The 14108-nt window shown below is 62.9% G+C and carries 8 protein-coding genes; 7 read left to right on the top strand and 1 reads right to left on the bottom strand.

The genetic code is table 11. From position 1 onward, the window contains the following. Positions 1-79 precede the first annotated feature (79 nt). Positions 80-1885, bottom strand: coding sequence for a cyclic-di-GMP receptor FimW-related protein (locus tag J2T57_RS01895; protein ID WP_253473383.1), 1806 nt, complete (start codon positions 1883-1885; stop codon positions 80-82). Positions 1886-2471: 586 nt separating this feature from the next. Between J2T57_RS01895 and J2T57_RS01890 the strand changes: the two genes are divergently transcribed. The 7 genes from J2T57_RS01890 to acnD all read left to right on the top strand — a co-directional run bounded on the left by J2T57_RS01890 (position 2472) and on the right by acnD (position 14103). Next, complete coding sequence (locus J2T57_RS01890; protein WP_253473380.1) at positions 2472-5306, top strand: 2-oxoglutarate dehydrogenase E1 component; 2835 nt, start codon at positions 2472-2474, stop codon at positions 5304-5306. A gap of 61 nt (positions 5307-5367) precedes the next feature. Further along, entirely contained in the window at positions 5368-6621 is a 1254-nt protein-coding gene (gene odhB / locus J2T57_RS01885; RefSeq protein WP_253473377.1) for a 2-oxoglutarate dehydrogenase complex dihydrolipoyllysine-residue succinyltransferase, read from the top strand. A gap of 67 nt (positions 6622-6688) precedes the next feature. Further along, on the top strand, positions 6689-8116 hold the full coding sequence (gene lpdA / locus J2T57_RS01880; protein ID WP_253473374.1) for a dihydrolipoyl dehydrogenase: 1428 nt from the start codon (positions 6689-6691) through the stop codon (positions 8114-8116). A 283-nt stretch (positions 8117-8399) separates the two neighbouring features. Beyond that, on the top strand, positions 8400-9392 hold the full coding sequence (locus J2T57_RS01875; protein WP_253473371.1) for an oxidoreductase: 993 nt from the start codon (positions 8400-8402) through the stop codon (positions 9390-9392). A 17-nt stretch (positions 9393-9409) separates the two neighbouring features. Further along, on the top strand, positions 9410-10294 hold the full coding sequence (gene prpB, locus J2T57_RS01870) for a methylisocitrate lyase (protein WP_253473368.1): 885 nt from the start codon (positions 9410-9412) through the stop codon (positions 10292-10294). A 44-nt stretch (positions 10295-10338) separates the two neighbouring features. Then, the gene (gene prpC / locus J2T57_RS01865) at positions 10339-11469 is read left to right on the top strand and encodes a bifunctional 2-methylcitrate synthase/citrate synthase (protein WP_253473364.1); all 1131 of its coding nucleotides are present in this window, start codon (positions 10339-10341) and stop codon (positions 11467-11469) included. Positions 11470-11502: 33 nt separating this feature from the next. Then, positions 11503-14103, top strand: a complete 2601-nt coding sequence (gene acnD, locus J2T57_RS01860) for a Fe/S-dependent 2-methylisocitrate dehydratase AcnD (RefSeq protein WP_253473361.1) — start codon at positions 11503-11505, stop codon at positions 14101-14103. Positions 14104-14108 lie beyond the last annotated feature (5 nt).

The raw sequence follows: 14108 nt of genomic DNA, 5'->3' as shown, positions 1-14108 counted from the left end.
TGGTGGTGATCGTATTCTGGCAGGCTGACCGGGCCAGGCAACTGTCGGATTGCGACATGCGCCTGCCTGCGGCCACCGATCAGGGACGTCGGTCCGGTCCCTGGCTGAGCTTGAAGCGAAAGTGGGTGAAAAGCCGGGTTGTCTCGATCACGTCTGTGAGGCGCGCATAGAGAATCAGCTTGCTGAGGTTCAAGGCCAGCATGGTGTCGGTGGTGAATAGCGCCGCCGGTACGATCAGGCTGGCCTCGCCCTGCATGGGGTTGATGCGCGGCAGCAGCAGGGCACGGACGTAGCCCGCGCTCTGCCCGCTGCCGGAGACGGCCCGGCAGCCGGCGGCGTAGGCGGACTCCGCCAACTCCTGAACGCCGAGTTCCAGCCCACCGTGATCCCGTGTGCGCAGCCAGCGGACCACGCCCAGGGACCAGTGCTCGCCGGAAGGGATGGTGGCGCCGATGCCATCAGTCCAGGCCACCACCTCCCCCACCCGGGTCCGCGTCCGGCTGTCTCTGGGACAGAACAGTGCCATGCCCCCGGCGCTCATGTTCTTGCGGCTCCAAAGCTGCGGTTCGTAGTCCGGCGGGGGTGCTGCCTGTTCATCGGTGGTGTCGGGGCCAATGCGATTCGCCTTCTGCCAGATGTCGTCCAGTTCGGCGTCGCGGCCGTGAAAAAGCGGTTTGTGACGGGGTGGTGCGCTGGGGCTGGTTCCCAGGTAGCTGCCCTTGTCCGCCAGGCTCAGCGCACCCCTGGGGAGTCCGCCAGACACCTTGGCGACCTTGTCCATCCAGCGCTGCTCGTCCTCTCCGGGGTTGAACATGGTCTGGTCGTGGATCAGGTAGTGGCAGGCCCCCAGGCCGCTCACCAGTTGCAGGCGGGAAACCGTGGGGCTGCGGGGTGTTGCACGCTCCTGGCGACCGCCAAGTGCATCGCGAAAGCGCTGGTAGGTGTCGTGCTTCAGGCGTAACGACAGGATGCCGCCGTTGCGTCCGCTCTTGAGGGAATCCTTCAGTGTGGCGATCTGCTGGTCCAGCACGTTCACCACGCCGGTTACGTCCAGCTCCCGCGGGTTGGCCGGCGGCAGGGCGCGTTGCTGCCGCGAGACGTAACGGGGCGGAAGGTCTGAGTCCAGGTCAGTGATGAAGCGGCCCTGCATGGGCGTAGATGCATCGATATCGCTCAATCGGGCGAAATGAATCCAGCGGCCGATACGGCGGTACAGATCCGGCGCTTCGTCCTGGGACAGGTGATAGGGGTTGGCCAGGGCAAGTATGGCGATGCGCAGATATGCCTGGCGGATGGACAGCAGCGTCTCTTCGGCATCACGGGTGCCCTCGATGGGCGTGGCCTGCAGGTTGACGGCCTCCGCGTTCCGATAGAGCTTGTGCACGTCGGTCCATGTGCCCGGGGGCTCCGGCGCGTGGACCCGATAGCTCTCCAGCAGGCCGCGACCATGGGCAAGCAGGGCTCGTTGTGTGGCGATCTGAAGTGTCAGGCGGTTGCCGGAATCAAGCCGTCCCGCGTGCAGTATGTCGTTGACCGCCAGCTTGAAGCCTGCCCCCAGTTCCGCCAGCAATGACTGTACGATGGCGGCCTGCTCCTGATCCCGGCCCCGTAGCGGCAGGGGCTGGCTGCCAAACCTGCGGGCCAGGGTTTCCGTGACCTCGTATACTGCCGGGCGCAAGCGCTCCGCGAAATCCAGTCGTGACAGGCGTTGCAGCGGCGCGCGGTTGGCTTCCTCCAGCACGCCGAGCAATTGTCGGGCACAGGTTTCCGGGTGGCCTTTGGGCAGTTCGTTCAGCCACTGGTCCACGGCCTCCGGAGTGGCTGTGGAGAAGCGCCCTGCGGCCAGATTGCGGGCAGGAGCCTTAAGCACGGAGAGCGTGGTCATTGTACCCGCTGGGATGAGCGCTGGCAGAAACGACCGGCGGCGGCGTCCCGGCTGACGCAAGCGATCGTCTGCAACATGGGCATGGGCCCCAACCCTCCGGAATTATTGGTGTCTGGAGACAGAGTACTGTGCCCTCGGCAAATTTGGAACGAAACCGGGCGTGCCAGCCCCTGCTGTCGCCCAACAGCTTGAAAAATCCCTGTTGTAAACCGCGTTTTCACTTGCACCAACAACGCATAAGGCGTTATTTTATATAGACGATGTCGCGGTCTTGAAACCACTCTCTTCGCAAAAGTGGAAACCGGTTCACGGAAACGGGCCGGGTCGCGCATTGCAGCCCTGATCTAGCACAACGCACTCACTTCAAGACGCCGGAGGCGCTGAAGCCAGCAATGCCTGACGATTCCAACAGGGTCGCGTCCGCCCTCGACGACCCGGGATCCGTTCAGCCGGACGCCACGGACTGGTTACCGCGCGTCCCGTCGATGGTCTCATCCTCCAAGGATTTCTCCGACTCCAGCCTCCTTTTTCGCGCGGTCGAGCGTTCCCCACGTGTCGAAGCCGCCACCTATCGGGATACAGGATCATGAAGGGTTCATTCGAAAAACTTCAGCGCAGCTCCTATCTGAGCGGCGCCAATGCCGCATTCATAGAGGATCTCTACGAGCAGTATCTGGCGGATGCGAGTCGATTGCCGGATGAGTGGCGGGCCTATTTCCAGGGCCTGGAGCATGGCGACCCCAGGCAGGTGCGAGAAATCCCGCACAGCCAGGTGCGTGCCGAGTTCGCCCGGATAGCCCGGGGCAACGGCCACGCCGCACGCCGGCCGAGTGCCGATAGTGGTCTGTCGCCACAGGAGGCAGAAAAGCAGGCTGCTGTTTTGCGGCTCATCAACGCCTGGCGTGTGCGCGGGCACCAGTTGGCCAATATCGATCCGCTGGCATTGCGGGAGACGCCGGAGATCCCGGATCTGGACCCGGGTTTTCACAATCTCACCGAGGCCGACATGGATCGGGAGTTCAACACCGGCTCCCTGTTCACCGCCGACCAGATGCGCCTGCGGGACATCATTACCTTCGTGCAGCGTACCTACGGCGGCACCATCGGCTCGGAATACATGCACATCACCGATACGGTGGAAAAGCGCTGGATTCAGGAGAACCTTGAGCGCTGTCAGGCGCAGCCGGATTTTGGCCGCGATCGCAAGCGCGAAATCCTCGAGCGGATTACCGCAGCGGAGGGCATCGAGAAGTATCTGCATTCGAAGTACGTCGGCCAGAAGCGCTTTTCCCTGGAAGGTGGCGAATCGGTCATTCCGCTACTGGACGAAGTGATCCAGCGCGGCGGCTCCCACGGTGTGAAGGAACTGGTGCTGGGCATGGCCCACCGGGGTCGGCTCAATGTGCTGATCAACCTACTGGGCAAGTCGCCGGCGGACCTCTTCCAGGAGTTCGAAGGTAATTTCAACGTCGAGAACGCCGGCTCCGGCGACGTCAAATACCACTTGGGTTACTCATCGGATATTCAGACACCCGAGGGGCCGTTGCATCTGGCCCTGGCCTTTAACCCGTCCCACCTGGAAATCGTCGATCCGGTGGTGGTGGGGTCCGCCCGGGCGCGCATGCAGCGTCGGCGTGATCGCCAGGGTGAGCAAGTCCTGCCGGTGCTGATCCACGGCGACGCTGCGTTCGCCGGGCAGGGTGTGGTAATGGAGACCTTCCAGTTGTCCCAGGCACGGGGCTTCTACACCGGCGGTACGGTGCATATCATCATCAACAATCAGATCGGTTTCACCACGTCGAACCCGTTGGATTCGCGCTCCACCGTGTATTGCACGGAAGTGGCAAAGATGGTGCAGGCACCGATCTTCCATGTGAACGCCGATGATCCCGAGGCCGTGGTGTTCGTAACCCAGTTGGCGATGGACTACCGCAAGCGCTTCCGCAAGGACGTGGTCATCGACATGATCTGCTATCGCCGCCACGGTCATAACGAGGCCGATGAGCCTGCCGCGACGCAGCCGATGATGTACGGCAAGATAAAGCAGCACCTCACTACCCGGCAGCTCTACGCGGAGCGCCTGGCCGAAGAGGGTGTGATCGCCAGAGACGAGGCGCAGGATTTCGTCTCCGATTACCGGGACGCGCTGGACGCCGGCAAAGTGGTAGCGCCGCATATCCTGACGGGCGTGCGCAACGACTATGCGGTGGACTGGCGTCGATATTTCGCCGAAGACGGTGCCAAGGGTCTGGATACCGGTCTGCCCATTGCCACCATCAAGGAACTGGCGGACAACCTGCAGGCGCTGCCCGACCGCTTCGAGCTCAATCCTCGGGTGGCGGGCATCATGGAAAGCAGGCGCAAGATGGGGGCTGGTGCACTGGCGCTGGACTGGGGCTTTGCCGAGTTGATGGCTTACGCCGCCCTGCTGCGCGATGGATACAAGGTCCGCCTTACCGGGCAGGACAGCGGCCGAGGCACGTTTTCCCACCGCCATGCGGTGCTTCACAACGCCCAGGACGGCAGCACGTATATCCCGCTGAAGAACATCACCACCGAGCCAGAAGATTTCGTGGTGATTGATTCCCTGCTGTCCGAGGAGGCGGTGCTCGGTTTCGAGTACGGTTATGCCACCAACGATCCGGAAACCATGGTGATCTGGGAGGGACAGTTCGGCGATTTCGTCAACGGCGCGCAGGTGGTGATCGACCAGTTCATCAGCTCCGGTGAAACCAAGTGGGGTCGTCTCGCCGGCCTCACCATGTACCTGCCCCACGGCTACGAGGGTCAGGGACCGGAGCATTCTTCCGCCAGGCTCGAGCGCTTTCTGCAGCTCTGCGCCGACCAGAACATGCAGATCTGCGTGCCCACCACGCCCGCGCAGTTCTTCCACATGATCCGGCGGCAGATGGTGCGGCCCTATCGCAAGCCCCTGATCGTGTTTACACCCAAGAGCCTGCTGCGACACAAGCTGTCGACCTCGTCGCTGGATGATCTCACCGAGGGCAATCGCTGGCAGAGCGTGATCGACGAGATCGACGACATCAAGGCCAAGGATGTCGAGCGTGTCGTGCTCTGCAGTGGCAAGGTCTACTACGATGTACTGCAGGAGCGGCGTAATCGCGAGATGACGAATACCGCCATTGTGCGTATCGAACAGCTCTACCCCTTCCCGGAAGAGGAGCTGGCCCCCCTGTTGCGGCGGCGGTACAACAAGGCGACCAGGATCGTGTGGTGCCAGGAAGAGCCCAAGAATCAGGGTGCCTGGTATTCCACCCAGCATCACTTCCGCCGCTGCATGAAGGACGGCCAGGAGTTGAGCTATGCGGGGCGGGATGCCTCGGCGTCGCCCGCGGTGGGCTATCCCAAGCTGCATCATGAGCAGCAGCGAAAACTCGTCGACGACGCGCTAACCGCTTGATATTTGACGGGGCTGCAGTGTGCGGCCCCAATCAGCCAGATACCAGACAAGAGAGGATCGAATGAGTATCGAAATCAAGGTTCCGGGATTGCCGGAGTCCGTCTCCGAGGCCACGGTGGTGACCTGGCACAAGAAGCCCGGCGATTCCGTTGCCCGGGATGAAAACCTCGTTGATCTCGAGACGGACAAGGTTGTGCTCGAGGTGCCATCCCCCGCCGAAGGGGTGATGGGCGAGATCAAGGCGGGGGAAGGTGACACGGTCACCGCGGACCAGATTCTGGGCACCGTCGACGACAAGGCTTCAGCGCCCGCAGACAAGTCCGACAAGCCAGAGCAAGGCGCCAAGGCTGCCAAGAGCAGTGGAACCGCCGCGTCCAAGCCGCCGGAACTCTCTCCTGCCGTTCGGCGCCTGGTGGAGGAGCACGGACTGGATGCCGCGGCCATCGAAGGCTCTGGCCCCGGCGGGCGCATCACCAAGGAAGACGTGCTGCAGCACCTGGATGGTCAGGAGCAGTCCAGGACCGCCGCCAGGGAGGCGGCTCCCGAACCTGCCAGTACAACAGCTCCCGCCGAGCGTCCCGCCAGCCAGGCCAAGCCGTCCGCGCCTGCCGGTGAACGACCGGAGCGGCGTGTGCCCATGACCCGGTTGCGCCAGCGTATTGCCGAGCGCCTGGTGGAAGCCCAGCAGACCGCCGCCATGTTGACCACCTTCAACGAGGTGAACATGGGGCCGATCATGGAGCTACGGAAGCGCTACAAGGACCGATTCGAGAAAGCCCATGACACCAAACTCGGTTTCATGAGCTTTTTCGTCAAGGCATCCGTTGAGGCCCTGAAGCGTTTTCCTGCCGTCAATGCCTCCATTGATGGCAAGGACATCCTCTACCACGGTTACCATGACATCGGCATCGCGGTGAGCACGGAGCGTGGGCTGGTGGTTCCGGTGCTGCGTGATGCGGAACACATGGGCTTTGCGGAAATCGAGGGCACCATCGTCGACTTCGGACAGCGCGCCCAGGCCGGCAAGCTCGCCATCGAGGAACTGACCGGCGGCACCTTCTCCATCACCAACGGCGGCATTTTCGGTTCGTTGTTGTCGACACCGATTCTTAACCCGCCGCAAAGCGCGATACTGGGTATGCACAAGATCCAGGAACGCCCCATGGCCGAAAACGGGCAGGTGGTCATCCGTCCGATGATGTACCTGGCGCTGTCTTACGATCACCGGATCGTCGATGGCAAGGAGGCGGTGAGTTTCCTGGTGACCATCAAGGACATGCTGGAAGACCCGGCCCGTCTGCTGCTGGAAGTCTGATTCACCCGATTGACCATCGGCCGGCCCGAATGGCCGGCCCCTGTGCCCAGAATCGCAAGGAGTCAGCATGGCTAAATCCTACGATGTGATCGTCATCGGTGGCGGCCCGGCCGGGTATGTGGCCGCCATCCGCGCCGCCCAGCTCGGCATGACCACCGCCGTGGTGGATGAATTCGTCTACAAGGACGGCGAACCGTCCCTTGGCGGCACCTGCCTCAACGTGGGCTGTATTCCCTCAAAGGCATTGCTCGATTCCTCCGAGCAGTACCACAAGGTCAGCCATCAGCTTGCCGCCCACGGTATCAAGACCGGCAGCGTGGAGCTGGATGTGGCGACCATGATCGCCCGCAAGGACAAGGTGGTGAAGGACCTCACCGGGGGCATCGCCCAGCTCTTCAAGGCCAACAAGATCGACTGGCTGCAGGGGCATGGAAAGCTGCTGGAGGGCAAGCAGGTAGAAGTGACCCCCACCGCCGGAAAGAAAAAGCCGCAAACCTACAGCGCCGAGAACGTGATCATTGCCACCGGCTCCAAGCCCATCGACATTGATGCTGCGCCACTGGACGGTGATCGTATCGTCAATTCCGATGGCGCCCTCGAGTTCACCGAAGTTCCCAAGCGCCTTGGCATCATCGGCGCCGGTGTCATCGGCCTGGAAATGGGCAGTGTCTGGTCGCGACTGGGTTCCAAGGTGGTTTTGCTGGAAGCCCAGGACGATTTCCTGCCAGCCGTCGATGGCCGGGTGGCCAAGGCGGCGCTGAAGGAGTTCGAAAAGCAGGGGCTGGATATCCGCTTTGGTGCCCGTGTTACCAACGCCAAGGTGGGCAAGAACGTGACCGTGCATTACGAGGACAAGGACGGCAAGCAGAGCATGCAGCTCGACAAGCTCATCGTCTCCGTGGGCCGCCGCCCGAATACCGCAGACCTGTTCACCGAGGACAGCGAGCTGCTGCTGGACGAGCGTGGCTACATCAACGTGGATGAAAACTGCCGGACGAACCTTCCCGGTGTCTTTGCGGTGGGCGATGTGGTGCGTGGCCCCATGCTTGCCCACAAGGGTTCCGAAGAAGGCGTCATGGTGGCGGAGTTGATCGCCGGCAAGCCGGGACACGTCAATTACGACACGATCCCCTGGGTCATCTACACCCACCCTGAGATTGCCTGGGCGGGCAAGACAGAGCAGCAGTTGAAGTCCGCTGGCGTGCCCTTCAGGAGCGGCACGTTCAATTTCGGCGCAACCGGCCGGGCCCGGGCCATGGAAGAGACCGCCGGCATGGTCAAGATCATCGCCCACGCGGAAACCGACCGCATACTCGGCGTGCATATCGTCGGGCCACAGGCTTCGGAACTGATCGCCGAGGCCGTGGTTGCCATGGAGTTCCATGGCAGCAGCGAGGATCTGGCGAGAATCATCCACGCCCATCCCACCTTGTCAGAGGCGGTGCACGAGGCCGCGCTGTCCGTGTCCAAGCGGGCTATCCACAAGGCCAACTGAACACGACCCCCCGTGAACAACCGTCTCGGTGCGATGCCGAGGCGGTATTTCCATTTCCTGCCCCTGCGCATAGCGCAATTCCCGCCTAGACTTGAAAAGCCGCAGGCCGCCATCCCGGCATGAATTATTGACATTGTTAATCAAGACTCTAACGAGCCGTTAACCGATATTATCCATAGAGCAATCTATTTCCTGTTTTAACACACTGTTTTAAATAACATTTGGGAAGCGACTTTGCGCTGCGCTACACTGTCGCCCGGCCACACCATTCGGGGGAGAGATTATGAGTTCCTTCAAGGCACTACGCGTTCATCAGGACGGCAAGCAGGTCGAAGCCCGACTGGAATCCATGGATGTCGAGCAACTGGCAGAGGGTGCGGTGGTGATCCGCGCCCAGTGGTCTGGCATCAACTTCAAGGACGCCCTCGCCGTCACTGGCAAAGGCAAGATCATGCGCAGTTTTCCGATGAATGCCGGGATTGATGTCTCCGGCGTTGTGGAGACTTCGGAGGATCCGCGCTTCAAACCGGGCCAGGAAGTTCTGGTAACCGGTTGCGGGCTTGGCGAGGAGCGTGATGGCGGCTTCGCCGGTTATGCCCGAGTCCCGGGGGATGCCGTGGTGCATCTTCCCGAGGGCATGAGTCTGCGCGACGCCATGGCCATCGGCACTGCTGGCTTCACGGCCGGCATGGCGTTGGTGCGCATGGAGCAGAACGGACAGCACCCGGATCTCGGGCCGATTCTGGTCAACGGTGCGACCGGTGGCGTGGGAAGTTTCGCAGTGCGTCTGTTCAGTCGTGCCGGCTATCCGGTGACGGCCCTGACCGGCAAGCAGGATGCAGCCGATTACCTGCGCAATCTGGGTGCTACCGAAGTCGTCGACACTGCCACCCTGGAGATGGGCTCCCGGCCGCTGGAGAAGTCCCTCTGGGGCGGCGCCGTGGATAACCTCGGCGGTGAGTCCCTGGCGTGGCTGACCCGTACCGTCCACCCCTGGGGCAACATCGGCGCCATTGGCCTTGCAGCCGGCATTGAGCTCAACACCACGGTGATGCCCTTCATTCTTCGCGGCGTCAGCCTGCTCGGCATCAATTCCGTGCATTGCAGCCGCGATCTCCGGCTGGCCGTGTGGCGGCGCCTGGGTGAGCTGCTTCGCAGTGAAGATTACGCGGATATCGTCCAGGCCGAGACAGGTCTCGAGGGTGTCCGGGAAACCGCCGAGCAAATGCTCTCCCGCAAGACACGTGGCCGCACACTTGTGCGCCTCGGTGACTGATCACTGGAGCCATGACCATGACCAAGACAATGAGTGCGGGTGCCCGCTTCCGGTTGGCTCTGGAAGAAGAACGCCCTTTGCAGATCGCCGGCGCGATCAATGCCTACAGTGCGCTGCTGGCGGAACGGGCGGGCTTCCGCGCCCTTTATCTGTCGGGCGCGGGTGTTGCCAACGCTTCCTTTGGCCTGCCGGATCTGGGAATCACCCAGCTCTCGGATGTGGTCGAGGATGCTGGCCGCATCACCGCCGCCACCGACGTACCCCTGCTGGTGGACGTGGATACCGGCTGGGGCAGTGCCTTCAACATATCCCGCACCGTGCGTGATATGGAGCGAGCAGGCGTCGCCGCGATCCACCTTGAGGATCAGGTCCAGTCCAAACGCTGTGGTCACCGCCCCAACAAGGCACTGGTGTCCGCCGCTGAGATGTCCGATCGGGTCAAGGCGGCGGTGGATGCCCGCACCGATCCCGACTTTGTATTCATGGCCCGTACCGACGCCCACGCGTCTGAAGGCATGCAGGCGGCTATCGACCGGGCCAACGCCTACGTCGAGGCCGGTGCCGATGCCATCTTTGCCGAGGCGCTGCATTCGCTGGACGACTTCCGCACGTTTACCGCTGCCGTCCCGGTGCCAGTGCTGGCGAATATCACCGAATTCGGCAAGACACCGCTATTTACCACCGAGGAGTTGCGGGAGGCCGGTGCGCGGATGGCGCTGTACCCGCTTTCGGCGTTCCGCGCCATGAGCCGGGCGGCGGAGCTGGTGTACGGCGAGCTACGTAGCAAAGGCACGCAGAAGGGCGTGACCGACCACATGCAGACCCGCGACGAGCTCTATGAGGTGCTGGGCTACCACGCTTACGAAGAGAAGCTGGACAGCCTGTTCCGGAAAGAATCATGACGGTCGCCGCCAACTCGGCGGCGCCTTGCGAGGAGAAGTTTTCGATGTCCGAAGTGAAAAAATCAGCGTCCACCGGCTTGCGTGGAACCAGTGCAGGGGCAACGGCGCTGTGCACCGTTGGTAAAGAGGGGGCGGGCCTGACCTATCGCGGATACGACGTCCGCGATCTGGCGGCCAGTACCAGCTTCGAGGAAGTGGCTCACCTGTTGCTCTACGGTGAGCTGCCCACCCGAACCCAGCTTGATGGCTACATCAAACGCCTGCAGGGCCTGCGGGACCTGCCCGCGGCGTTGAAGGCTGTGCTGGAGCAGATTCCCGCCGACGCCCATCCCATGGACGTGATGCGAACCGGCTGCTCCATGCTCGGCAACCTTGAGACCGAGGCGGACTTCTCCCAGCAGCTCGATGTGGTGGACCGGATGCTGGCGGTGTTTCCGTCCATCATTACCTACTGGTACCGCTACAGCCACGATGGTGTGCGTATCGATCCCGTGACTGACGACGTCTCCGTAGGGGGGCACTTCCTGCACCTGCTGCACGGCAAGCCCGCCAGTCAATTGCATGCCGACGTGATGAACACCTCGCTGATTCTCTATGCCGAGCACGAGTTCAACGCATCCACCTTCACCGCGCGGGTGTGCGCCTCGACGCTGTCCGATATGCATTCCTGCATCACCGGTGCCATTGGCTCCCTGCGCGGGCCGCTGCACGGCGGCGCCAATGAAGCGGCCATGGAGATGCTGGAGCGGTGGAGCGATCCGGACGAGGCCGAGCAAGCCATCCTTGGCATGCTTGAGCGCAAGGACAAGATCATGGGCTTCGGCCATGCCATCTACAGAACCTCGGATCCGCGCAATGCGGTGATCAAGGAGTGGTCGCGCAAGCTCGCCGACGAAGTGGGCGACACCACGCTGTTTCCCGTGTCCGAGCGCGTCGACGAGGTCATGTGGCGGGAGAAGAAGCTGTTCCCCAACGCCGACTTCTACCATGCCTCGGCTTATCACTTCATGGGCATTCCCACGAAGCTGTTTACCCCGATCTTCGTCATGTCACGGCTGACCGGCTGGGCCGCCCACGTGATGGAGCAGCGCGAGAACAACCGCATCATCCGTCCCAGTGCCGACTACACCGGGCCGGAACTGCGGCCCGTGCCGCCCATCGCGGAACGGGGCTGACCGGCGAATGCAAGCGTCCTGAGTGAGGTGGTCATGAACAAGCAGTACCGCAAGCCGCTACCCGGCACCAGGCTGGACTACTTCGACGTACGTGCGGCGGTGGAGGACATCCGCCCCGGTGCCTACGACGGTCTACCATTCACGTCCCGGGTGCTCGCGGAAAACCTGGTGCGGCGCTGCGAGCCATCGGCCTTGCGGGACTGCCTGACCCAGATCATCGATCGCCGGCAGGACCTGGACTTTCCCTGGTTCCCGGCCCGGGTGGTCTGCCACGACATTCTCGGCCAGACGGCATTGGTGGACCTGGCCGGCCTGCGTGACGCCATCGCCGAACGCGGCGGCGACCCGGCCAAGGTCAACCCGGTGGTGCCGACGCAGCTCATTGTCGACCACTCGCTGGCGGTGGAGCATGCCGGTTTCGAGAAGGATGCTTTCGAGAAGAACCGGGCCATCGAGGATCGCCGCAACGCCGACCGCTTTCACTTCATCAACTGGACCAAGCAGGCCTTTCACAATGTTGATGTGATTCCGCCCGGCAACGGCATCATGCACCAGATCAACCTGGAGCGGATGTCCACCGTGGTGGAGTCCCGCGATGGTGTGGCCTTCCCCGACACGCTGGTTGGGACGGACAGCCACACGCCCCACGTGGACGCGCTGGGGGTGCTGGCTATCGGCGTTGGCGGCCTGGAGGCGGAAAGCGTCATGCTCGGCCGCGCCTCCTACATGCGCCTGCCGGATATCGTCGGTGTGGAACTCACCGGTCGGCCACAGCCAGGCATTACCTGCACCGACATCGTGCTGGCCCTCACCGAATTCCTGCGCAAGGAGCGGGTCGTGTCCGCCTACCTGGAGTTCTACGGTGAAGGCGCGGAGGCGCTGTCCGTGGGTGACCGCGCCACCATCTCGAACATGACGCCGGAATTCGGCGCCACGGCGGCGATGTTTTACATCGACCAGCAGACACTGGATTACCTCACCCTCACCGGCCGCGAGCCGGAGCAGGTGAAACTGGTGGAAACCTACGCCAGGACCGTGGGTCTGTGGGCCGATGATCTCAAGACTGCAGACTATGAACGGGTGCTGCGCTTTGATCTCTCTACGGTGGTGCGCAACATGGCGGGGCCATCCAACCCCCACAAGCGTGTGTCCACCACAGGACTGACCGAGGCCGGCATCGCCGGCCCCTGGGAGCAGAGCGACGATGGCCTGATGCCCGATGGCGCCGTCATCATCGCCGCCATCACCAGCTGCACCAACACCAGCAACCCGCGCAATGTCATCGCAGCCGCGCTGCTCGCCAGGAAGGCCAATGCCCTGGGTCTGACCCGCAAACCCTGGGTGAAGTCCTCGCTGGCACCGGGCTCCAAGGCCGTGCAGCTCTACCTGGAGGACGCCGGCCTGCTGCCGGAATTGGAGCAGCTCGGTTTCGGCATCGTCGCCTTCGCCTGTACCACCTGCAACGGCATGAGTGGGGCGCTGGACCCGAAGATCCAGCAGGAAATCATCGATCGGGATCTCTACTCGGTGGCGGTGCTCTCCGGCAATCGCAACTTCGACGGCCGCATTCACCCCTACGCCAAGCAGGCCTTCCTCGCATCGCCACCGCTGGTCGTGGCCTACGCCATCGCGGGCACCGTGCGTTTCGACATCGAGAAAGACGCGTTGGGTACCGATACCCACGGCAATCCGGTCACACTGAAGGACCTCTGGCCCAGCGACGAAGAGATCGACACCATCGTCCGGGAGCATGTGAAGCCGGAGCATTTCCGCAAGGTCTACACGCCCATGTTCCGCATCGAGAAAGCGTCAGCGGAGCAGGTGAGTCCGCTGTACGACTGGCGTGCGCAAAGTACCTATATCCGCCGCCCGCCCTACTGGGAAGGTGCACTGGCTGCCGAGCGCACCCTCACAGGCATGCGGCCGCTGGCGGTGCTCGGGGATAACATCACCACCGACCACCTCTCACCCAGCAACGCCATCATGGCGGATAGCGCCGCCGGCGAGTATCTGGCGAAGATGGGCCTGCCGGAGGACGACTTCAATTCCTACGCTACCCATCGGGGCGACCATCTCACCGCCCAGCGCGCAACTTTTGCCAATCCCAAGCTGTTGAACGAAATGGTCCGGGACGACAACGGTGCGGTGCGGCAGGGCTCTCTCGCACGCCTGGAGCCGGAGGGCACTGTGACCCGCATGTGGGACGCCATCGAAACCTACATGGAGCGCCGCCAGCCGCTCATCGTCATCGCCGGTGCCGACTACGGCCAGGGCTCCTCCCGGGACTGGGCCGCCAAGGGCGTGCGCCTGGCCGGCGTGGAGGCCATCGTTGCCGAGGGTTTCGAGCGGATTCACCGTACCAACCTGATCGGCATGGGCGTGTTGCCGCTGGAGTTCCAGCCCGGCACCACCCGCAAGACGCTGGGTATCGACGGAACCGAGACCTTCGATGTGGTCGGCGAGCCCTCGCCCCGCGCCGAGCTCACGCTGGTGATCCACCGTCGGGATGGTGACCGTGATGACATCACCGTGATCTGTCGTCTGGATACCGCTGAAGAGGTGTCCATCTACAACGCGGGCGGTGTATTGCAGCGTTTCGCCCAGGATTTCCTGGAAGCGGAAGCCGTCGCCTGAGGATA

Source organism: Natronocella acetinitrilica (assembly GCF_024170285.1).
GTDB classification, from domain to species: Bacteria; Pseudomonadota; Gammaproteobacteria; order Nitrococcales; family Aquisalimonadaceae; genus Natronocella; species Natronocella acetinitrilica.
This window is presented reverse-complemented; position numbering and strand designations above follow the sequence as displayed.

What these genes read in the sequence shown, in the direction of transcription:
- J2T57_RS01895 (WP_253473383.1), bottom strand. Translation starts at nt 1,885, where the DNA reads ATGACCACGCTCTCCGTGCTTAAGGCTCCTGCCCGCAATCTGGCCGCA.
- J2T57_RS01890 (WP_253473380.1), top strand. Translation starts at nt 2,472, where the DNA reads ATGAAGGGTTCATTCGAAAAACTTCAGCGCAGCTCCTATCTGAGCGGC.
- odhB (WP_253473377.1), top strand. Translation starts at nt 5,368, where the DNA reads ATGAGTATCGAAATCAAGGTTCCGGGATTGCCGGAGTCCGTCTCCGAG.
- lpdA (WP_253473374.1), top strand. Translation starts at nt 6,689, where the DNA reads ATGGCTAAATCCTACGATGTGATCGTCATCGGTGGCGGCCCGGCCGGG.
- J2T57_RS01875 (WP_253473371.1), top strand. Translation starts at nt 8,400, where the DNA reads ATGAGTTCCTTCAAGGCACTACGCGTTCATCAGGACGGCAAGCAGGTC.
- prpB (WP_253473368.1), top strand. Translation starts at nt 9,410, where the DNA reads ATGACCAAGACAATGAGTGCGGGTGCCCGCTTCCGGTTGGCTCTGGAA.
- prpC (WP_253473364.1), top strand. Translation starts at nt 10,339, where the DNA reads ATGTCCGAAGTGAAAAAATCAGCGTCCACCGGCTTGCGTGGAACCAGT.
- acnD (WP_253473361.1), top strand. Translation starts at nt 11,503, where the DNA reads ATGAACAAGCAGTACCGCAAGCCGCTACCCGGCACCAGGCTGGACTAC.